Annotated in this window: 19 protein-coding genes; 10 read left to right on the top strand and 9 right to left on the bottom strand. The window is 59.5% G+C overall.

Going from position 1 to position 21937, the window contains the following annotated elements; translation table 11 throughout:
• The first annotated feature begins 113 nt into the window (after positions 1-113).
• From VWY34_RS04875 to VWY34_RS04860, 4 genes are all read left to right on the top strand, one after another.
• Positions 114-1292, top strand: coding sequence for an MFS transporter (locus tag VWY34_RS04875; RefSeq protein WP_340546441.1), 1179 nt, complete (start codon positions 114-116; stop codon positions 1290-1292).
• A 78-nt stretch (positions 1293-1370) separates the two neighbouring features.
• The gene (locus VWY34_RS04870; RefSeq protein WP_340546442.1) at positions 1371-2393 is read left to right on the top strand and encodes an aspartate-semialdehyde dehydrogenase; all 1023 of its coding nucleotides are present in this window, start codon (positions 1371-1373) and stop codon (positions 2391-2393) included.
• Positions 2394-2523: 130 nt separating this feature from the next.
• A complete protein-coding gene (locus tag VWY34_RS04865; RefSeq protein WP_340546443.1) occupies positions 2524-2868 on the top strand; it encodes a hypothetical protein in 345 nt (114 codons plus the stop codon).
• A 118-nt stretch (positions 2869-2986) separates the two neighbouring features.
• A complete protein-coding gene (locus VWY34_RS04860; RefSeq protein ID WP_416544537.1) occupies positions 2987-4660 on the top strand; it encodes a DUF4139 domain-containing protein in 1674 nt (557 codons plus the stop codon).
• Positions 4661-4684: 24 nt separating this feature from the next.
• On the opposite strand, the gene VWY34_RS04855 is transcribed toward VWY34_RS04860, so the two are convergent.
• The 7 genes from VWY34_RS04855 to VWY34_RS04825 all read right to left on the bottom strand — a co-directional run bounded on the left by VWY34_RS04855 (position 4685) and on the right by VWY34_RS04825 (position 12029).
• Positions 4685-5755, bottom strand: a complete 1071-nt coding sequence (locus VWY34_RS04855; RefSeq protein WP_416544536.1) for a branched-chain amino acid ABC transporter permease — start codon at positions 5753-5755, stop codon at positions 4685-4687.
• Positions 5752-6783, bottom strand: coding sequence for a branched-chain amino acid ABC transporter permease (locus tag VWY34_RS04850; protein WP_340546446.1), 1032 nt, complete (start codon positions 6781-6783; stop codon positions 5752-5754). Before VWY34_RS04850 ends, VWY34_RS04855 begins: the two co-directional genes overlap by 4 nt.
• Positions 6784-6841: 58 nt before the next feature.
• Complete coding sequence (locus tag VWY34_RS04845) at positions 6842-7585, bottom strand: ABC transporter ATP-binding protein (RefSeq protein WP_416534540.1); 744 nt, start codon at positions 7583-7585, stop codon at positions 6842-6844.
• The gene (locus tag VWY34_RS04840; RefSeq protein ID WP_416538290.1) at positions 7578-8354 is read right to left on the bottom strand and encodes an ABC transporter ATP-binding protein; all 777 of its coding nucleotides are present in this window, start codon (positions 8352-8354) and stop codon (positions 7578-7580) included. The genes VWY34_RS04845 and VWY34_RS04840 overlap by 8 nt, the downstream gene beginning before the upstream one ends.
• Positions 8355-8468: 114 nt before the next feature.
• Positions 8469-9653, bottom strand: a complete 1185-nt coding sequence (locus tag VWY34_RS04835) for a substrate-binding domain-containing protein (protein ID WP_340546449.1) — start codon at positions 9651-9653, stop codon at positions 8469-8471.
• A 142-nt stretch (positions 9654-9795) separates the two neighbouring features.
• Entirely contained in the window at positions 9796-10566 is a 771-nt protein-coding gene (locus tag VWY34_RS04830; protein WP_416544535.1) for an HpcH/HpaI aldolase family protein, read from the bottom strand.
• Between the two features lie 44 nt (positions 10567-10610).
• The gene (locus tag VWY34_RS04825; RefSeq protein WP_416544534.1) at positions 10611-12029 is read right to left on the bottom strand and encodes a pyridoxal phosphate-dependent decarboxylase family protein; all 1419 of its coding nucleotides are present in this window, start codon (positions 12027-12029) and stop codon (positions 10611-10613) included.
• Between the two features lie 229 nt (positions 12030-12258).
• Here VWY34_RS04825 and hpaR point away from each other — a divergent pair, with 229 nt between their 5' ends.
• A complete protein-coding gene (hpaR, locus tag VWY34_RS04820) occupies positions 12259-12693 on the top strand; it encodes a homoprotocatechuate degradation operon regulator HpaR (protein ID WP_340546452.1) in 435 nt (144 codons plus the stop codon).
• Between the two features lie 15 nt (positions 12694-12708).
• Here hpaR and VWY34_RS04815 read toward each other — a convergent pair whose 3' ends face one another.
• Together VWY34_RS04815 and VWY34_RS04810 are read right to left on the bottom strand one after the other, a co-directional pair.
• Complete coding sequence (locus tag VWY34_RS04815) at positions 12709-13983, bottom strand: glycerate kinase type-2 family protein (protein ID WP_416544533.1); 1275 nt, start codon at positions 13981-13983, stop codon at positions 12709-12711.
• 1 nt (position 13984) lies between these two features.
• On the bottom strand, positions 13985-15553 hold the full coding sequence (locus VWY34_RS04810; RefSeq protein ID WP_416544532.1) for a sulfatase-like hydrolase/transferase: 1569 nt from the start codon (positions 15551-15553) through the stop codon (positions 13985-13987).
• A 186-nt stretch (positions 15554-15739) separates the two neighbouring features.
• Here VWY34_RS04810 and VWY34_RS04805 point away from each other — a divergent pair, with 186 nt between their 5' ends.
• The 5 genes from VWY34_RS04805 (at position 15740) to VWY34_RS04785 (ending at position 21927) form a co-directional block, all read left to right on the top strand.
• The gene (locus VWY34_RS04805; protein WP_416544531.1) at positions 15740-16567 is read left to right on the top strand and encodes a DeoR/GlpR family DNA-binding transcription regulator; all 828 of its coding nucleotides are present in this window, start codon (positions 15740-15742) and stop codon (positions 16565-16567) included.
• A 110-nt stretch (positions 16568-16677) separates the two neighbouring features.
• Entirely contained in the window at positions 16678-18354 is a 1677-nt protein-coding gene (locus VWY34_RS04800; protein ID WP_340546456.1) for a Na/Pi cotransporter family protein, read from the top strand.
• Between the two features lie 38 nt (positions 18355-18392).
• Positions 18393-19232, top strand: coding sequence for a hypothetical protein (locus tag VWY34_RS04795; protein ID WP_416534534.1), 840 nt, complete (start codon positions 18393-18395; stop codon positions 19230-19232).
• Between the two features lie 305 nt (positions 19233-19537).
• Positions 19538-20662 carry an ABC transporter substrate-binding protein gene (locus VWY34_RS04790; RefSeq protein WP_416544530.1) on the top strand — a complete coding sequence of 375 codons (1125 nt, stop codon included), beginning with the start codon at positions 19538-19540 and terminating at the stop codon, positions 20660-20662.
• Between the two features lie 152 nt (positions 20663-20814).
• Entirely contained in the window at positions 20815-21927 is a 1113-nt protein-coding gene (locus tag VWY34_RS04785; protein ID WP_340546459.1) for an ABC transporter ATP-binding protein, read from the top strand.
• Positions 21928-21937 lie beyond the last annotated feature (10 nt).

The raw sequence follows: 21937 nt of genomic DNA, 5'->3' as shown, positions 1-21937 counted from the left end.
CTAAGTGGTTTCGCACTCTTGTGAATTGGTGCGAAATCGCCACTGTGGACGGATTACGATTGCTGGTCTTGGCTGTTTGCCGGGGCAGACATCTCATTCCGGGGGGGACCAACATGCAGGCCGGGCTGGTCATATTATGTCTGGGCTACGTGCTCAGTCAGTTTTTTCGCGCATTCCTGGCGGTGCTCAGCTCCGCCTTGCAAAACGATCTGGGAGCCACGCCCGAGGATCTCGCCTTTGCCTCAGGGCTCTGGTTCCTGACCTTTGCGGCGATGCAACTGCCGGTCGGCTGGGCGCTGGATCGTGTCGGACCAAGCCGGACCGCGGCGGCACTGCTGCTGCTTGGCGGTGGCGGCGGAACGCTGGTCTTTGCGCTGGCGGCTCAGCCCTCACATATCAGCCTTGCGATGGTCCTGATCGGGATCGGCTGTTCTCCCGTGCTCATGGCGTCCTATTACATATTCGCACGCGAATATCCGCCACGCCGTTTTGCGACACTGGCGGCCGTGATGCTCGGGGTGGGCTCGCTGGGCAATCTGGTCGCGTCCTATCCAACGGCGCTGGCGGTTGAGGTCTTGGGATGGCGGGGCACGCTGTTCGGGCTTGCAGGGATCTCTACCGCAGTCGCACTGGGCATCGCGCTGACGGTAAAGGATCCGGCGCGGGTCGAGGCGGGCGAGGGGGCCAAAGGGTCTGTTCTCGATATTCTGCGCCTGCCGGTCCTCTGGCCGATATTCATCATGATGTTCGTGGCCTACGCCCCCTCTGCGGCCTTGCGGGGGCTGTGGATCGGACCCTATCTGAGCGATGTTTTTGGACTGGGGCGGGAGGCGGTCGGGTTGGCCAGCCTGGTGATGGGGGTCGCGATGATCCTTGGCACCTTTGCCTATGGTCCGATGGACCGGCTGCTGGGAACCCGCAAGGGGGTCGTGCTTGGCGGCAATCTGCTTGCCTGTGTCGCGCTGGGGGCCTTGATGCTGTGGGTGGATGGTCCCGTGCCGCTAGTGGTGGCGCTGATGGCGGCCGTTGGCTTCTTTGGCGCTGCGTTTCCGGTGATCCTGGCGCAGGGGCGTGCCTTTGTGCCGCCGCATCTGGTGGGTCGCGGTGTGACCATGCTCAACTTCTTTGGCATCGGCGGGGTGGGAATCATGCAGTTTGCCAGTGGGCGCTTGCATGCGGAAACGTCCGGTGCGGACCTTTCCTTGCCCTATTTGGCCATTTTCGGTTTCCTGCTGGCGTTTTTGCTGGCCGGATGCGCAATATATCTGCTCAGCCGAGACAGCTTGGATTGATCTAGCCTTTCCTCGCGCGGGCTTTCCCGATAAGACACCGCAGCCGGTCACGAGGCCGGACACAATTGGAGACACAAAATGGGTTATCGCGTCGTTATCGCGGGCGCCACGGGCAACGTGGGCCGTGAAATGCTGAACATTCTGGCTGAACGCCAGTTTCCTGTGGATGAGATTGCAGTTCTGGCGAGCCGCAAATCCCTCGGCACCGAAGTCACATTCGGCGACAAAACACTGAAGACCCAAGATCTCGACACCTTTGATTTCAGCGGCTGGGATATGGCGCTGTTTGCCATCGGGTCCGACGCGACCAAGAAATACGCGCCCAAGGCCGCTGGCGCCGGTTGCGTGGTTATCGATAACTCGTCGCTTTATCGTTATGATCACGATGTGCCGCTGATTGTTCCTGAGGTGAACCCGCAGGCGGTTCATGGTTATGCCAAAAAGAACATCATCGCGAACCCCAACTGCTCGACCGCACAGATGGTTGTCGCGCTGAAGCCGCTGCATGATCGCGCCAAGATCAAGCGCGTTGTGGTCTCCACCTATCAGTCGGTTTCCGGCTCCGGCAAGGAAGCGATTGATGAGCTGTGGGATCAGACCAAAGCAGTCTACAATCCGACACAGGATGTTCCGCCCTCTGTCTATACCAAGCAGATCGCTTTCAACGTGATCCCGCATATCGACGTCTTTCTTGATGATGGTTCCACCAAGGAAGAGTGGAAGATGGTTGCGGAGACCAAGAAGATCGTCGATCCGTCGATCAAGGTCACGGCGACATGCGTCCGCGTGCCGGTCTTTGTCGGCCACTCCGAATCCATCAACATCGAGTTCGAAGACTTCCTGGACGAAGATGAAGCCCGCGATATTCTGCGCGAAGCGCCGGGCATTATGGTGATCGATAAGCGCGAAGACGGCGGCTATGTGACGCCGGTCGAATGCGTCGGCGACTTCGCAACCTTTATCAGCCGGATCCGCCAGGACTCGACCATTGATAACGGCATCAACCTGTGGTGTGTCAGCGACAACCTGCGCAAGGGCGCTGCCCTGAACGCCGTCCAGATCGCAGAGCTTCTGGGGCGTGAAGTTCTGAAAAAAGGTTAAAAACCTATCCATTCAGAGAGGGGGCTGTCTCGAAAGAGACGGCCCCTTTACCGTTTGTACAACTGTTCTTGCCAGCCTTTATCCCACTAGTCTGATGGGAGTTGGATGAAGGTAACTTGGGGGTAAGACCATGATGGGAAAAACGCCGACGCAGGCGCAGACACATGAGACTGTAATCAGCTCGGGGGAAACGGCTTGGGCCACAGCACGCAACGGTTCGCGCCTAGATGCCGAAATGGCGGCGCAGCTGCGGATGGTTTTGAGCGAGAGCTTTCGCACAGCAAAGAACTGGCTGGATCTGATCCGGGCTCTGCGCAGCAAGGGATTTTATCTGGAGCGCAGTGACGGGCGGACCCGTCTTCGCGATGCGCATAGCCACGTCGAAATCTGTACCTGCCGGTTTCTTGGGTTTCCTGGGAAAGAGCTGGAGGCGCGATTTGGGGCTCCATTGCCGGACAACATAAGCCAAGCCTGAGCAAGCACTGGCAGTTTGCGTCATGATGGGATGCAACGGCTGGTAACATCTCGCAACGATACGTAGATTTGATCACAGGCGGGCCGCTTGTCCGCGATTTGATCAATCGAGAGATATCATGCGACCTGTTCATTCAGTTTTTGCCATTCTTGCGGCTGCCACCGGCACAATCAGCATTGCCACATCCGCAGTTGCGGATGTGTTCCCTGTTTCTAGCCAGGTTTCCGCGGTAACGCTTTATCCGGGGCTTGCCCAAATCACCCGCACTGCGGCGGTGGACCTGCCTGTCGGGCGGCACCAGCTGATCCTGCAAAACGTGCCACAAAGTGCGCAGACCGCCAGCCTGCAGGTGCAGATCGCGGGCGGGCGCCGTATCAGCACCCTAATGCGAGAGGAGTCCGTGCCCCCTCAGGACGTGGCGACACCTGAGATTGACGCTGCTGAGACACGTATCCGTCAGATCGAAGAACAGATCGCAGCCGTGACGGATGAAGCGGAACGTGCCCGAGCCATGGCCCGAGCCGCGCAGAGCTCAATCCAATTCCTTGAACAACTTGGCGGTAATGATGGTCTGGCGGGGGCGGATGCCTCAGCGCTGGCGGATATTGCGGTGATGATCTCAAACCGGGCTACTGCAAGCCATCGTGAGATTATTGATGCAGAGGCCGAGGCCCGCGCCAAGGAACAAGCTCTGACAGCACTCCAGGACGAATTGAAGGAGGCCCACGCAGCACTCGCAGCCATCGCGCTGGAGGATGAGGACCGGCTCTTCATTGAGGTGGAAGTCGACGTTGCGGAGGCTGGGGGCGCCGAGGTTACACTCACCTATCTGACAGCTGGAGCGGGACATATAGGGTGGTCTCCCCATTATGAGCTGCATCTTGCGACAGGTGATGTGGCGGAGCTGACTCTGGCGCGCAGCGTGATGCTGGCGCAGGATACGGGCGAGAGCTGGCAGGACATTGCGCTGACGCTGTCGACGGCGGAACCGCTGGGGCAATCAGCGCCATCGCGCCTGTTCCCACAGCTGCGTCGGATCGAGAAACCGATGCCTGTCCCAACGCCTAAGCAGCGGCTGTCATCTGATATGGAATTGCAGCTTGCCAACGAACCGATAATCGAAGCGGCTGTGTTGGTTGATGAGCTACTTCCGCAATGGAGCGTCGACACGGGCGGCGTTGCGGCTGTCTATGGGTTTGGTGAGCCGGTCTCCATTGCCTCGGGCGTGGATGCGTTGCGGCTAGAAATGGACAGTGTCACCGCAAGCGCCGAGTTGAGGGCACAGGCGGTGCCACTGCGCAATGAGGTCGCTTATCGCGTGGTGCGTTTCGCAAACGAATTTGGCGAGCAGTTGCTGCCTGCGACGGAGGCTGCGCATTTTGTGGACGGGAAGCTGGTCGCCGTTGCAGATTTTCCGGGCCTGGCACCTGGGGCAGAGGCAGACATCGGGTTTGGGCCGATCAAGGGGCTAACCCTGCGCCGCGATGTTCTGGATCAGAGCGAAGGTGAACAGGGGCTGATTTCGCGCAATGCGGAACAGTTTAGCCGGGTTGAGATCGAGATCGAGAACCTGACTGACCAGCCCTGGCCTTTGCGGGTCCTTGACCGTGTTCCATACTCCCAGCAGGACGACCTTAAGATACGCTGGTCTGCGCGCCCTGCGCCGACGGAAGAAAACGTCGAGAAACAGCGCGGGATATTGGCCTGGGACATGGAGATCGCTCAGGGCGCGCGTGAAGTGATCCAGATCGAGACAGAGCTGAGCTGGCCTGAAGATCAAATTCTGCGCTAGCCCTGCCGCCTGCCGGTCTCGGCGCTAGCGTTGCCCGCGCAGGCGGCCCACCACGCCGCTAGGGAAGAAGTAGACGCTAAGAATGAAAAGGACACCCAGCCACAATAGCCACCTGTCCGGGCTCAGGAGTTCGGGCAGCAACGGCAACCCTTCGGTCATGCCGGAAAGCACGCCCATCAGGTTTTGCAGGTAATTCTGCGCAAGTACAAAAACGGTCGCACCAACCACCGCACCGTAGATCGTTCCCATACCACCGATGACGACCATCAGCAGGATATCAATCATGATGGTCATCGACAGGGTGGTGTCTGGTCCCACGTAACGTAGCCAGATCGCATAGAGAGAGCCGGACAGCGCGGCAATCGCCGCCGAGAGACAGGTGGCCGTAACGCGGTAGTAAACAACGCGGTAGCCGATCGCCTCCGCCCGGAAATCGTTCTCGCGGACGGCCTGCAAAACGCGACCGAACGGTGAGTTCACGATGCGCAGCAGGGCCAGAAACAGCAGCGCGCTGCCTGCGAAAATCAGGTAGTAGGTGAGCAGTCGTCCGTTGAGTTTGACGCCGAACAGTTCACCGCCAAACAGCTCCGTGCCAAATTTGAACGCAGGTCCCAACTCGCGCGGGGTCTTGAACGTCAGACCGTCTTCGCCGCCGGTCAGACCAGAGAGCTGGCTGACAAGGACGGCAACGGCGGAGGCAACCGCAAGCGTGATCATCGCAAAAAAGATGGCCCGCACCCGCAATGAAAACAGGCCAATCAACAGCGCCAGCCCAGCGGCGAGACCAGCACCGGTGAGAGAGCCGACCAGAAGCGCATCGAATCCGCGCCCCATGTGGGTGGAGGCCAGTGCCACACCATAGGCGCCCATGCCAAAGAACATCGTGTGGGCAAAGCTGACGATGCCGCCGTAGCCCAGCAGCAGATCATAGCTCGCCACCAGCACCACGAATATGCAAATGCGTGCAGTCGTATCCACTGTCCGCACGCCCGGAAACAGGAAGGGTGCGAAGGCAAGACAAATCAGAATGACAGCCAGCAACAGGGCCAGAATGCGAGAGCGGGGCAGGTCGCCAGACAGAAGGATGTGCATCATTTTGCCTTTACCACCGGGATCATGCCCATCGGGCGCCACATCAGGATTGCGACCATCAGGGCGATATTGGAAACAAGGGCCAGTTTCGGCTCTACGAAGGCGACATAGTTCTGCAACAGCCCGACCAGCAGCGCACCGATGAAGCAGCCTTCAACCGATCCGAGACCGCCGATGATCACCACAATGAAGATCAGGATCATCGCCTGATTGCCCATATGGGCGGTGATAACTTCCTGATAGAGGCCCCACATCACACCTCCCAGGCCCGCAAGGGCTGAACCTGCGATGAACACGCCGACGAAGACGAGGCGCAGGCGATATCCGAGCGCGGCGACCATCTCGCCATTCTGTACGCCTGCGCGCACGATCAACCCGATCTTGGTCCGGCGCAGCACGAAGCGCATGGCAGCAAAGACCGCAAGGCCGACGGCGACGGTAACAAGACGGTACTTCTCGATAGCGGCGTCGCCGAAGGTCAGCGCCCCCTTCAGCGCCTCGGGACGTGTGAAGTAGATTTCTTCCGGCCCCCAAAGGACGATGATCAGCTGTTCGGCAATGATCAGGCCACCCATGGTGACCAGGATCTGGCTCAGATGATTGCCATAGACGGGTTTGACGATCACCCGTTCGAATGCCCAGCCCATGAGGGCGGTCGCCGCCATTGCGGCGAGAACGGCGGCGAGAATGGCCAGCAGGTTCAATGCCAGCGACGGCGCATTGGTCAGCTGGCCCAGTGTCAGCAAAACCGAAATTCCGATGAAGGCTCCAACAGAAACGAAGGCGCCATGGCCGAAGTTGATGACATCCATCAGCCCGAAAACAAGCGTCAGCCCGGAGGCCATGAGGAAGATCATCATTCCCATGGCCAGCCCGGAAACCGTCAGGGTCATCCAGCTTGCAGGGTTCTGCACGGCGATAAAACCGGCGATAGCCAACAGTGGAACCAGCAGCAGCGGTGCGTAGGGGGCCAGTCGGTCGCGGAGCGACGATTGAGCCATCGTTGGCGCGTGTTCGGGGGCGGCGGTCATCTGTTGATCTCCTGCCGGATAAGGCAATGGCGGGGTCTGTCTTGAACATCGGGCATGTTCAATGCGCCTCCATGCTGAGGCCCATCAGCCGCTCCTGCAAAGCGGTGTCGCCTGCCAATTCAGCCATTGCGCCTGACCAGATGACACGGCCGTCGTCCATAACGCTGGCGGTGTCGCCAAGCGCCTTGGCGACTGCAAAATTCTGTTCGACCATCAGGATCGATGCACCCTGATCTTTCAGGTCCTTGATCGCGCGTGCCATGGTGGAGATGATCGCCGGGGCCAGGCCTTTTGTCGGTTCGTCGATCAGGTATAGCTTGCGTTCTTCGATCATGGCGCGGGCAATTGACAGCATCTGTTTTTGCCCGCCGGAGAGATTTCCGGCTTCGGATTTCCAAAAGGTCTTCAGCGGCGGAAAGGCCTGAAAGATCCAGTCGAGCCGCGCCGTATCAATCGGGCCGGAAACCGCGGCGAGGACCATGTTTTCTTCAACAGTCAGATCGGCAAAGATCCCCATATCCTCGGGGACGAAGCCGATGCCCGCGCGGGCAATGCTGGCGGTGGGCGTCTGGGTGATGTCGGCTCCATCGAACAGGATGCGGCCACGATGGGTTCGCCAATGGCCGATAATGCTGCGTAGGGTCGTTGTTTTGCCGACACCGTTGCGCCCCAGCAGCATGGTGACACCGCCGCGCGGAACATCGAGGTCGACCCCCTGAAGAATATGGTACTGGGCGATCTTGGTATGGATCTCCTCAATCCGCAGAAGAGGAGGGGGGGCGGTCCGGTCGAGGTCAGACATGATCAAGGATCCCCTCCAGCCCACGGCCCATATAGGCCTCCTGCACCACGTCGGAGGCCATCACCTCCGTCGGAAGGCCATCGGCAGCCAGCGCGCCATTGTGAAGAACGATAATGCGGTCGGCTAGGGTTCGGATCACATCCATCTTATGCTCGACCAACAAGATGGTGCGGTCGGTCTGGCTTTTCAGATCCGCGATGAGATCCAGCACGACCGGCGCTTCGTCCACGCTCATCCCGGCTGTCGGCTCGTCAAACATATAGACAAGAGGATCGAGCGCGATCAGCAGAGCGACTTCCAGCTTGCGCTGATTACCATGGGACAGCTCCGAAACCATCTGCTGACGCTCGTCCAGCAGGCGGACCTGGGCGAGAATGCTTTCGGCCTGATCAATCAGATCGGTGTGGCCTGTGACCATCGACCAAAGATTGAAGCCGCGCGCAGCCTTGGCCTGCACCACCAGCCGGACGTTTTCCAGCACAGTAAGGTCGGGAAACAGATTGGTCATCTGGAATGCGCGACCGATGCCTGCTTTGGTGCGGGCTGATACGGACTGCGTGCTGATATCCCGCCCCATCAGCGTGACGCGACCGGCGCTGGCGGGGATCTGTCCTGAAATCAGGTTGAAATAAGTGGTCTTCCCGGCGCCATTGGGGCCGACAATGGCCGTGAGTTCGCCCGGATGAAAGTCACAAGTCACAGCATCGACGGCCACATGCCCGCCAAAGCGTACGGTGAGATCGCTGGTGGACAGTAGAGGGGCGGGCATGGGTGCATCCATCTGAAACGGGGGCGGTGGCCGGGTGATCGCGGCGGGCCGCGAAATCCTATGCGACGTGCCGGGCCCGGTGGCGGTCGCCCCGGACCCGGTCGCGTTGTGTGATCAGTTGCGGATCGGAATCGGCAGATCGTCGATGCTCAGCTCGCGAACCAGTTCTGGGATGGCCCATTCGACATCGTCGTCGACACGTAGTTTGAAGTGATACATGGATTGCAGCGCCTGATGATCCTCGGCCCGGAATTTCATGGTGCCCTTCGGGGTTTGCCATTCCATGCCTTCCATCGCCGCAATCAACGCCTCGGTGTCGGTGGATCCGGCCTTCTTGATCGCTTCCACGGCGGCGATGCCAGCGGCCATTCCGCCTGCGGTGAAGAAATCGGGCGGGCTGTCGAACCGTTCAAAATGGGTCTTCACCAGCCAGTCGTTCACCGGATTGTCAGGCAGTTCGTAGTAGTAATACGTACCACCTTCCATACCTGCGAAATCCTTGAACCCTTTCAGGGCGGCGAGGATGTTTCCAACGCCGGCAAATTCGATCCCGAAACGACCGGGATCCATTGCGTTGATCTTGGCCCATGGATTGCCACCACCGGCCCAGATGATGAAAAGCTTCTTCTCGCCCTCGAGATCTTTCATCGCGTTGAAAATGCGCTCGCCCGCAGCGGTAAAGTCGGTGGTGTCGGTTGGGGCGAATTCCTCATGGACAATTTGGTGGCCCTGAGCGGCCAGGGCTTCGCGGAAGGCTGCGATACCGTCGCGGCCAAAGGCATAGTCCTGTGCCAGCGTCGCGATATGCACATTTTCACCGGCCAGGGCGATGGCGCTGGCCACCGCATCCTGCGAGGAATTGCGCGAGGTGCGGAAAATGTAACGGTTCCAATTCGCGCCCGTGATGGAATCGGCAACCGCCGGCTCCACGATCAGCAGTTTTTCGTATTCTTCGGCAACCGGCAGCATCGCCAGCGCAACGCCGGAGCTGACCGGCCCGATGGCCAAATCCACCTCGTCGTCGCCGTAGGCTTCTTCCAGAAGTGCCTTGCCATTCTCAGGCTTGAGCTGGGTGTCCTTTTCGATCACGACGATCTTTTCGCCGTTGATTTCCATAGTGCCGCCGGTGGCATATTCCAGACCCAGCATCAGACCGTCATGGGATTGTTTGGCATAGGCCTCGAACGGGCCGGTCTTGCCGTAGACATGGGCGATTTTGATATCTGCAAAGGCGGCGGTGGCCAGCGCAGAGGTCAGCGTCAGTGCGGAGACCATCCCCGCAGCAAATGTGCGTTTCATCCTGTAGCTCCCTCGTGGCGCGCCAAGATGTTTGGCGCGGTCTCGCTCCTGTGGTGGCAGGCTAGCGGCGGGGTGTCAAACCGGTCAATTGCGCGGAAATACGTATTTTTTGATCTCATTTTGTGAACGTGGCGTTCGGCGTCTATTTCGCAGACCATTCAGTGGCGAGGGCGCGGGCGTTATTGGCCAAGACCATCACGTCAATCCCAACTGCAAGGAACTGCGCGCCCATATCCAGATAGGCCTGTGTCGCCTCGGGGGCAGTGCCCAGAATGCCAGGCGCCCTTCCGGCAGCCTTGATCCGGGTCATGGCATCGGCGATCACTGTTCTGACCTCCGGGTGGGCGGAGTTGCCCTGATGTCCCATGTCAGTGGACAGGTCGGCAGGTCCTATAAAAATCCCGTCGACACCTTCGACCTCCAGAATGTCGTCGAGATTTTCGATGCCTTTACGGTTTTCGACCTGCAACAGGAGGCAGATTTCCTGATCGGCGGTTCGAGTATAGTCGCTGACAGAGCCGAACATCGACGCCCGCGCCGCAGTTGCGCCCACGCCACGGGTGCCGGTGGGCGGATAGTGGCAGGCTCGGACCAGCTCTCTGGCCTGTTCGGCAGTTTCGACGATAGGTATCAGGACCGTTTGCGCACCGGCGTCTAGAACCTGTTTGATAATCCATGTCTCTCCAACCGGAACGCGCACGACGGGATGACTCTTGGAGGCAGCCAGAGCCATCAGCTGATCACGAATGGACCGGATGTCGTTTGGCGCATGTTCACCGTCGATCACCAGCCAATCGAAGCCACAGGTTCCCATTACTTCGGCTACGGCACCCTCACCAAAGCTCATCCAGCACCCAATCTGGCGATCGCCCCGCGATAGAGCCTGTTTGAAGGTGTTTTTGGTGGCGGGCATTGGCAAATCTCCTGTTTGGGTCGGGTGGCGCGGGTTTGTTCTGGTCACCGGGCTTTCAGGGCGCGCGCAATCTTGGTGATAACCTCATGGGCGAGCATAACATCAGCTTCGGTTGTCTCAAACTGGCCGGCCTGGAACCGGATAACCAGCGTACCGTCGACGCGGGTCTGGGTCAGATAGATACGGCCATCGTCATTGATCGCGTTCACCAGTTGTAGATTGAGTTCATCCAGATCGTTAGCGCCCTGCGGGGCATAGCGGAACGACCAAAGCGACCACATTGGTGGTGTCACAATCTCGAAATCAGGCTCTAACTTGAGCTTATCGTGCAGTTGATTGGACCAGATGATGTGGTTGCGCAGGCGCTGGCGCAGACCCTCCAGCCCGTAGGTGCGGATCAGGAACCAGATTTTCAGGGCCCGGAACCGGCGGCCCAGCGGCACCGACCATTCGGAATAGTTGATGATGCCATCATGGCCGTGGGTTTTGAGGTATTCCGGGCTGATCGCGAGGGTTTGCACCAGATCATCCGGGTTCTTCAGGAAATGGGCGGAGCAGTCGAACTGCACGCCCAGCCATTTGTGCGGGTTGAAGACGATGCTGTCGGCGCGCTCCACCCCCGGCCAGTAATGGCGGTATTCCGGGCAGATCATCGCAGAGCCGGCCCAGGCGGCGTCGACATGAGTGTAGAGTCCATGCTTCTCGGCCACATCCAGTACCTGGTTGACGGGGTCAGTGGCGCCAACGCCGGTGCCGCCCACGCAGAGAATGACGCCCGCTGGCTGGTGACCCGCGGCGAGGTCGGATTGGATCGCCGCCTCCAGCGCGTCCGGGTCCATGCCGCGCCAGTCGCCCTTGATGGGGATGCGGATCAGGTTCTGCTGGCCGATGCCCGCGACCCAGATGGCGCGGTCGATGGAGGTGTGGACTTCAGATGAACAGTAAATCCGGAGTGGCTTTTGGGCGAACAGGCCCTGCTGGTTGCCCTGCCAGTTCAGCGCCTTTTCCCGCATGGTCAGCACGGCAGCGAGGGTGGCGGAGGAGGCCGAGTCCTGAATGACGCCCTGGAACTGGTCCGGCAGGTCCAGCGCCTGGCGCAGCCAGTCCATCATCCGCGTTTCCATCTCAGTTGCCGCCGGCGAGGTCTGCCACAGCATGCATTGCGGAGCGATGGCGGAGGCGAGGAATTCCGCCAGCACCGAGGGCGCGGCGGCGTTGGAGGTGAAATAGGCAAAGAAGCGCGGGTGCTGCCAATGGGTGATGCCGGGCATCACGATGTCTTCAAAATCGCGGAAGATCACCTCCATCCCCTCGCCATCCTCGGGCGGGGTTTGGGGCAGGGCGCTCAGCACCTCGCCGGGAGCCGTCTGCGCTCGCACCGGGCGGTCGCCGACGGTCAGGTGATAGTCCTGTGCCCAGTCCGCAACCTTGCGGCCCCAGTGAGAAAAATCATTCCAGTTCATCGTGTCGTCCTTGGGCTTAGCATCCGGCTACCTTAGATGAGCATATAATTAACATGTTCATTAATACCTGTCCACATGCTCAATCGTATCCGATGTCAGAGATCCGCTCAGCGTCATTCCGCCAATACAGGTATAGACCCGGTCGATTTGGATTGCCCAGCAACGTAAGTGCTAGTCACTCCGGGTACTGAGGATTTGCCTTTGCGCCCCTAGACAGCGATAATCTGGCATGACCAAGCAGTTACCAAGCACAGACCGATCCTTGCCCATTGCCCTGCTGCGCGCGCGTGAGCGCGTGATGGGCCCTATTCGCGCGTTGCTGAGCGACGCGGGGCTGACCGAACAGCAATGGCGCGTGTTGCGGGTCGTTCAGGAAACAGGTGACATTGATCCGACGCAGATTTCCGAGCGCGCGTGCCTGCTGCTTCCAAGCTTGACCCGCATCCTGCAGAAGCTGGAGGATAAGGGGCTGATCCAACGGGCAAAGGATCAGATGGATCGCCGCCGCCAGATTGTCAGTATTACCGAAGCGGGCGAACAGGTGATCGACGACAACTTGCAGGCCAGTCTCGCCGTGATCGAACGGACCCGCGCGCAGATGGGGAATGAGCGTTACGAGGCGCTTCTGGATCTGCTGAACGAACTGCACCAGCTGGAAGAGTAGCCGCAACAGGTGTCCCTAACGGGCGGGCAAAAGCATGATCTGAATATCCGCCACATTGGTGCCGGTTCCGCCGGTTACAAACAGATCATCCGCAAATCTGAGCGCCCGGTTGCTGTCGTTGTTCCTGAGCAAGGCCATCGGGTCGCCCCCCTTGTCCAGAATGCGCTGCCACGTGCCCCCATCGACAATGCCTCCTGCCGCATCCGTCGGACCGTCCCGCCCATCGGTGCCCGCTGACAGGAAAACCCAGCTTCCGCTCAGCGTTTGGCGGCCTAAGCGCGCCACATGGAGCGCCAGTTCCTGATTGCGTCCACCGCGGCCTGTTCCGGTCAGGTTTACCGTTGTTTCCCCGCCGAAGATCAGCGCGACCGGGCGGTTTGAAACCCGTGCCTGGGCTGCGGAGATAATCCGTGCCGCGGCGGCCTCCACATCTCCGGTCAGGGCATCATCAACGATATCGGCAGACCAGCCCTTGCGTGCGGCCAGTTCCTTCATGGCGATCAGGCTGTGACGGTTAGACCCGATCAGATGTGCAATGACGGACCCTTTATCAAAGAGGGTTTGTGCAGGGTCATCCTGTGCGGACAAATGGGTCTGAACAGCGCCCGGAAGCGAGGCCCAAAGGTCATGCGCCACAAGACAGTCGCGCGCCATGGTGCGCGATCCCAGCGGTGCCACCGTCGGACCCGAGGCTATCGCGCGCAGATCATCACCGATCACATCCGACAGAATATAGCTGAAGACCGGTGCGGGGTAGGCGGAGCGCAGGAGGCCACCTCCCTTCAGCTCAGAGAGTTGCTGGCGGATCAGATTCATCTGCATGATGTCCAGTCCGGCTCCCAAAAGGAGATCGGTGACTGCGGTTTTGTGGGCAAGTGTAAGCCCTGCAGCCGGCGCCACGGCGAGGGCAGAACCACCACCGGAAATCAGCGCCACCACACTGTCATTGGCAGTCAGGTCGCCGACGGCCTGACGCAGGACGGCGCCAGCCGCGAGGCTCATGTCATTAGGCACCGGATGGTCACCGGCCAGGACACTGGCTCCGGGGATCTCGGCAAGGTTCTCCGGGTTGGTGACGGCGACCGCCCTGTCGGATGGCGGGAGCATCCGCATGGCCTGTCGCATCATGGGAACGGCGGCCTTCCCCAGTGCGATAAGGATCAGGCGTCCGCCGGGGCGCGGCAGGGGTGGGGGATGCTGTCGCAAGCTTTCCGCCAAGGCCATTGCAGGGTCGGCTCGGGCGATGGCGGCGGCAAACAGATCGCCGAGGGTGCTTCGCAGGTCAGCCAAGCTAGACACCGGGCGTATTCGTTGGCCTGTGGCGGGCCTGCCTGCGCGGCCCGTGCGGCGTAATGGTGTCGAGAGACAGTGTGTGGTCCATGTTGCGCATCCGGTGCCGCAGCATTTGGCGGGTGAGACGGGCCAGATCGCCCTGGTGCTCGGGGTGTTCCGCGACATTGACCCTTTCGCCCTCGGCGGTGTGGTCAAACAGCAGTGGCGGCAGGTCAGCGGCAAATTCAACCAATGTAAACCGCGCGTCCCGTAGAATAGCGAGGCAGGAATTGCTAGCATCGGTTCCCAGATGGTGTTGCCAGATACTGGGGCGTTCTGGCTCGCCAAAGTCCAGTTCCGAATAGCTGTAGCTGCGCCAGTCGTCTGGTGTTTCCCCGGAAACCAGTGGGAGCAAAGACCGCCCATCCATTGAGTTGGGGACCGCCTGACCGACCCAGTCGAGAATAGTCGGGGCCAGGTCGATCGACTCCGTGATGTCTTGCACGACCGCTCCGGCGCGTATGGCGTTGCCCGGTTGGCGAATGATCAACGGGGTATGATAGGCGGCATCATAGACAGAGAATTTGCCCCAGCTGTGCCGGTCACCCAGCATTTCCCCATGATCGGCGCTGAGCACGACAAGTGTATTCTCCAATTGGTCGCTGTCCTGCAGATATTGCATGACCCGGCCAATATGAGCGTCGACCTCGCTGGCGAGGCCTAGGTAGATCGCCCGCAGCGTCTGGATTACCGGGTCGCTGGGGTCCAGATCCGGAAAACCCTCGACAAAGGAGGCGGGAGACGCAGCGCGGGTGGTCGGGTCGAAAAACGGATGGACCGCGCGTTCGTCCTCCACAGTGGCGAGGCGCTGCGGCAGCGGCAGGCTGGCGGGATCGTACATCCGGTTGTAAGGCGCAGGCGCGACCAGCGGCGGATGCGGGCGGATATAGGTGAGATGTGCGAACCAGCTCTGGTCGCGGTAGCCAGGCATTGTCGCCAGAAACCGATCGGTGAGAAAGGCGGTATCGCTATCTTCGGCCCGGTACACAGCGGGGTCGTTCAGTCTAGGAGCGCCCCCGGTTGGCGAAACCGGTTTGTAGATGTCCCAGTAGCGATCGAAGGTATAGCCCTTGTTCAGCAGATGCGCGCGCCATGGATGCGACATCTCCATCCGCATTTCCAGCATCTCGTGGAAACCGGCCATCGGGTATTCGTAGGTCTGCATCGCCGGGTCGCCGGGGTGGTAGATGCGCGGGTCATGCGAGGTGTCGGTATAGCCAAACAGCATCGGCAGATAACCCGCCTTGCGCATCTCAGACGCGAGGTTTGGTGTGTCATGCCGGAGCGGTGTCCCGTTGCGAACGGATCGGTGGTTCATCGCATACTGGCCAGTCAGGATCGAGGCCCGCGACGGTCCGCAGGGATTCACGACCGTATAGTTCCTCTGGAAGGTAACGGCATCCGCCATCAAGGCGCGCAGGTTTGGCAGCGCTACGTGCTCGGCCAGGGCTCCAAACAGGCAATCCGCCCGCATCTGATCGATCAGGATAAACAGGACATTCCTGCGCTGGTCTGAAGCTTGGCTCATGTGGAATTTCCTTGCCGCAATTGCGGCCAGATAAGCCTGAAATCACGAGTATGGCAAAGGGTTTCCCTGCCATCACATTGTTGAATTTGACCGTTTGTGTGGAATTTTGTGTTTTTATGTTTGATTTTTTCGGCATCCCTGTGGTTCACTCTCCAGCGAAATCTCACTCCTTACCAAGGCTGCCTATTGCCCGAAGACCAGAAAATCTCGCACCGCGAATTGGAGCTGCTGGAGGCCTTGCGCCGTCTGGGCGGATCGGCACGCAGCGGCGAGATGGCCAAGGTTCTGAAGGTGTCGGAGGAAACCGTGCGTCGGACCATCAAGGCGCTCGCGAAACAGGGACTGGTGCAGCGAGTGCACGGAGGCGCCTACCTGGCGGGACCAGATGCGGCGGATAGTTTCTTCCGACGGATCTCGAAATATACGGCGGAAAAGCAAAGCATCGCTGCCAGGGCACTGGACCACGTTACCGACGGGATGGCGGTTTTTCTCGATGTCGGCTCCACCACCGCTTTTGTCGCCAAGGCGCTGCGTAGCCGCGCCGGTCTGACGGTGGTCACGAATTCCATTGGTGTGGCGCAGACGCTGGCCAATCATAACGGCAACAGGGTGCATTTCCTCGGCGGCGAAATACAGAGCAACGAACGCGGTACATTTGGACATGTCGCTGAACAGCAGGTCCAGGAGTTCGCGCTGGATGTGGCGGTGTTGTCGGCAGATGCGTTTTCTGCCAAACACGGCGCGCTTTACCAAAGTGCTACAGAAGCACAGCTGGCAGCTGTGGTGGCGCAGGTTGCCGAATTGACCATGCTGGTGGTCGCGCACCCGAAATTCGAAGGCACTGCGCCGCATCGCGGTCCGCAACCGGAACTGCTGGATCTGTTGTTGACCGATATCATGCCTGCCCGCAAATACCGCCGTGCATTGGAACTCTGGGAGATTGACCTTGAACTGGCGCCTGGTTCGAACACCCCCGAAACAGAAGGGGGCGAGAGCAAGATCAGGAAGGGATAACCTGATTGGCGGAAGCGCCCGGAGGGCTGCGCAGCTGGGGTTTCCCATCGCGCCTAGAAAAGAGCGGTAACGTCACGACGCTGCCCAACAAAAGGACAAGACATAACTCTATGGCCATATTGAGCTTTCTGACCAGCCTTGCCGGTGCCGTCATGTTGCTGCTGTTTGCGGTACGGATGGTGCGGACCGGTATTGAACGCAGCTACGGCGCGACGTTCCAGCGGCTATTGACCGGGCAGCGCAGCCTTGTGCAGGCCAGCTTCGTGGGAATTGGCATGGCCATCGTCCTGCAAAGCTCTGCCGCGGTTGCCCTGCTGACCTCGGGATTTGCGGCAAGCGGTTTGCTGTCCTTTGCCTCTGGTCTGGCGATTGTTCTGGGTGGCGACCTTGGATCGGCGCTTATCATTCAGCTCTTGTCGTTCCAGCTCGACTGGCTGGTGCCCGTGCTGCTGGCTGTCGGTGGCTATCTTTTCGTCAAGGTCGAGGCGAAGAAGGCCCGGCAAATGGGGCGCATTCTGATGGGGATCGCCTTTATTCTGATTTCGCTGCGGTTCCTGCGCGAGGCTATGGACCCCATCCGGGAGAGCGCGTTCCTACCGGCAATCGCGGAATATCTCGCCCGGGATTACATCACGGCGTTTCTCGTGGGCGCTGCGCTGGCCTTTGTCATGCACTCTTCGGTGGCGGCTATCCTCATGTGCGTCACCCTCGTTCAGATCGATGCGATCCCTTTCGCGGCCGGGTTGTCCCTGGTCCTGGGGGCCAATTTCGGCTCGGCCTTCATTCCGGTCTGGCTGAGCCGAGGGATGCCTGCGCCAGGGCGGCGTGTGCCGCTTGCGAATTTGGGACTGCGTGGAACCTGGGCGGTGATCTGCGTCTTTGGCGCCAATATCGCTTTGCGGGCGGGTGTTCTGGGCGCACCTGAGGGCGGCCAGATGCTGGTCTATGCGCATCTTCTGTTCAACACATCGCTGTTGATCCTGGCGCTGCCGTTCTGCGGAATGCTGCATGGTGTCATGACCAGCCTGATACCAAACCCGACCCCTCTGCAGGGCAACACGCACGGGCTGCCGGTGAGCGTATTGAACACAGATGATTACCGGCAACCCAATCAGGCGATCAGCAGCCTGAAACGCGAACTGCTGCGGATGTCGGATCTGGTCGGTGCGATGTTCCGACCAATTCCCGATCTTTATCAGCACGGCGACCGTGCCCAGATAAAGGCGGTGCAGGCTCTGGATCGGGAAGTGAACAGCTGCCTGTCGGGTATCCGAAGCTACGTGGCTGGCATGCCAAGCGAAGGGTTCGGCAAAGAAAATGCCAAGGTTGCCCGAGATCTGGTTGAATATGCCATCCGGCTGGAGACGGCCGGCGACGTGGTGGATGAACGGCTCGCCGTCCTAGCTGCGTCCATGCACAAGAAGGGGGTGCGGTTCTCAAAAGAAGGCTGGGCAGAAATCACCCGCATGCACGAGGTGATCGTCGCCAATATGCAGCTTGCATCGAATGTGCTGATCTCGGACGATCTGGAAAGCGCGCGCCTGCTGAGCCTTGAGAAAACCGAGGTCAAGCGGATGGAACGTGACAGCCGTAAGCGCCATCTGCGCCGATTGCAGCGCGGCGCCGCGGAAAGTTTCGAGAGCTCGGATATCCATCTCGAGACATTGCGCGCGCTGCGGGAATTCAACAGCCATATCGCCGCCATCGCCTATCCGATCCTATACCGCAACGGGCAGCTGCTGGAGACCCGTTTGATCCAGGATATGCCTGCGGACGAAATGGACTGATGTGTGTTCTGGAGCCCCGCTAGCTGTGAAAGCCTGATATGACGCCATTTGTGATTGCCATCATTCTGTCGGCCGCGTTGCTGCACGCGATCTGGAATGCCATTGTAAAGACGGCGATCGACAGGACCACGACGCTGGGTTTGGTGGCTTTGGGGCACGTCATCCCAGGGGCGGTCATGGTGGCCACGCTACCTTTGCCGGATGTGGCAAGCCTGCCCTACATCGGCGTGTCGACGGTGGTGCATTTTGGGTATTTCTACATGCTCGGTCGCGCGTATCATCACGGCGACCTGAGCGTGGTCTATCCCATTGCGCGCGGCATTGTCCCAGCGTTGGTTTCGCTCTGGGCGATGATCTTTGTCGGGGAAATCCTGCCGGTGCAGGCCTGGGTGGGAATCGCGCTCATTGCTGGGGGGATTCAGCTTAGCAGTTGGAAGGCGCTGCGATCAGGGGTCGGGCAGAGCGCTTTGTGGTACGCGCTGGGCACCGGTTTTTTCATCTCACTATATTCGCTGGTTGACGGCATTGGCGTGCGTCTGTCTGGCAACACGGTCAGCTACTGGGCTTGGGGCGCGTTTCTCCATGTCTTTGTCGCGGCGTTTGTTCTTCTGCGGAAACGTGCAACACTGCCCGATGTGCCTGTCGGGGTCTGGGCTTTGGGGATCGCCGGCGGTCTGGTATCTATGTGCGCCTACGGGTTGGTTCTCTTTGCCAAGAACTTTGCGCCGCTGGGGGCTGTATCTGCCCTGCGGGAAACGTCGGTTATCTTTGCCGCGCTGATCGGGTTTCTTATCCTGAAAGAGGGCAACTGGAAACGGCGTCTTGGGGCGGCTGTGCTCATGGCGGCGGGGGTAGCGCTCATCGGCATGGCGGTTTGAGGGTTTCGGCGATTTTGTGAACACTTCCACAGTGTTGCATCGTTGACGTGAGAGGCGCCAAAGGCGCAGACTGACTGCAGTGGAACCATGTGGGAGTCGGCGTCTTCGCTGACAAACGCGCATAAGTTTCGTTCCGAATGTCTAGGGACGGAACTGAAACTGGCACCATAAATACGCCTGTAGGGCCTCTTCTGGCCTTATCGAATTCTGAATCTGTCACTGTAGCAATCGGAGTGTGTTTCGCAGAGTTCCACTACCAAAAAAGAAAAACAAAAGACCAACAGATCCATAGGGAGAAAAAGAATATGACTGCAAAGTCCAATGTAACCCGCCGCTCGATTCTGAAGAGCGCTGGTGCGGCAGCCCTGGCAGCGCCGCTCTATTCCAAGAGCGCACTGGCCTCCTCCGGCGAGATCAACATTCTGATGTGGTCCGACTATCTGCCACCTGAGTTCATCGCCGGGTTCGAGGGTAAGACCGGGATCAAGGTGAACTACACAGGTATCGGGTCGAACGAAGAAATCATCAACAAGATGAAAGCCACGAAGGGGCAAGGCTTCGACATCGTTTCGCCAACCAACAACCGCTCCTTGCAATGGGGGCCACTGGAGCTGCTGAAGCCGTTTGATCTCAATAAGGTAAATGTTGACGCGGTGAACCCGGCGATGGCGAAGATTGGTACAGATGCCTGGAACTTTGGCGACAATGGCGCCCATTGGCTGCCGCATATCTGGGGCACTGAGGGAATTGCCTACCGGACTGACAAGTGGCTGCCATCCGGCGATGCGCCGTCATACGGCGATGTCTGGAGTGAAGAGAACGCAGGCAAGACCATGGGCCGTGCCCATTCCATGATGCTGGGTGCGGGGCTCTACATGGAGGCCGCCGGCGAAATGGAAGCTGGCTCGATCTGGGCGGCATATGAAGATGAAGACACCATGCGCAAGGTCTGGGGGCAGGTCACCGACTGGTGTGTGGCGCGCAAAAACCGGATCAAGCTGATCTGGAACGATGCGGATACCCAGAAAAACGGCCTGCTGAACGAAGGTGTCGTTGTCGGGCAGACCTGGGATGGACCGCCGCTTGCTCTGAAATCCGCAGGTGAGCCTGTTCATTATCAGGCACCGGTCGAGGGGGCGATGGCCTGGGTTGACGGCATGTCGATGCCAGTCGGGGCCCAGAACGAAGAGCAGGTCTATGCCTTTATCGACTATGCTTACCAGCAGGAACCTGCGGGCAAGGCAATCGACAGCCATGGGTACAACTCGCCCGTGCTGAAAGCGGATGATTACTCCGGCGATGTCTATAAGAAGAACTTTGCCGAAGCCTATCCCGGCAACAGCCTGGCCAATCTCAACCCATGGCCGGCTGAAGCCCCCTGGTACGCAGACGTACGGACCGAATTCGTCAACAAGTTCAAGAGCGCCTGATCACCTGATCGGGCAAGTACATCTGGCTCCCGTTTCGGCGGGGGCCAGCCACACGCCTGAGGGCGTAAATTCAACATATCATCAACCGGATGCTATCTGCATCGGCCGGGGGTTCGCCTCCGAACGAACGGTTGCACCGAGGGAGAGGCCACATGAGTGCTGGGGTAGGCGTAGATCTTGAAAACCTCTGGATCCGCTTTGGAGATTTCGTCGCCGTGCGCGACGCAAATGTCAAAATCAACGGAGGCGATTTCTTTTCGTTCCTGGGCCCGTCTGGCTGTGGCAAGACGACAATCTTGCGCGCGGTTTCCGGTTTCCTGGAGCCAAGCGAAGGGAACGTCTTGATTGGCGGCAACAACATGCGCGGGATTGGCCCGAACAAGCGCCCGACCGCGCTGATCTTTCAGAACCTTGCGCTGTTCCCGCTGATGAAGGTCTGGGAAAACATCACCTTCTCCATGGAGATCAACGGCGCGTCGGCAAAGGATCGGCGCAAGCGCGCGGATGAGCTTCTGGACATGATTGCACTGCCGGGGCAGGGGGACAAACTGCCGTCGGAACTGTCTGGCGGTCAGCGTCAGCGGGTTGCCATCGCGCGCGCGCTCTGCGCTGAGCCGGATGTGCTCTTGCTGGATGAACCGCTGTCGGCACTTGATCTGAAGCTGCGTCAGCACATGCGGACCGAACTGCGCGAAATTCAGCAGCGGGTCGGCATTACGTTTATCTATATCACCCACGATCAGGGCGAGGCGCTGACCATGTCCGACAATATCGCCGTCATGCGCGCCGGCGTGATCGACCAGATCGGCAACGGCAAGGCGGTCTATAACGATCCTGCAACGGCCTTTGCCGCATCCTTTGTCGGGGAGAACAACGTGTTCCGCGGCAAGGTGAAGCGGGTAATGGGGAATGAAGCGCTCATAGCGACGAACCGGTCCGGTAATCTTGTCGCGCGGATATCTTCTGCCAATCAGGGGAAGATGAAAGAGGGCGATGATGCGATGATGTTTATTCGCCCCGAAGCTTTTGCCCTGGCGCCGCAAGGGGCCACCGGTGATCATTTTGTGACCGCCAAGGTCAACCACGAGGAATTTGAAGGCAATGCCTTCAACATCTTCATGGAGGGAGACGGCGGTAAGGAGCTGAAGGTTTCCATCCCGAACCTTGGTCAGTCGTTCGACGATCACACAGGTCAAAACATCACCCTGGAATACGAGACGAAGAATGCCGTCGTCGTGCCCGCGGGTGAGCTGGCCGCAGAATAAGGAGGGCCAG

This window comes from Phaeobacter sp. JH20_02, assembly GCF_048056915.1.
Taxonomy (GTDB): Bacteria; Pseudomonadota; Alphaproteobacteria; order Rhodobacterales; family Rhodobacteraceae; genus Phaeobacter; species Phaeobacter bryozoorum.
Note: the sequence above shows the minus strand (reverse complement) of the source record. Positions and strands in the feature narration are given on the sequence as shown.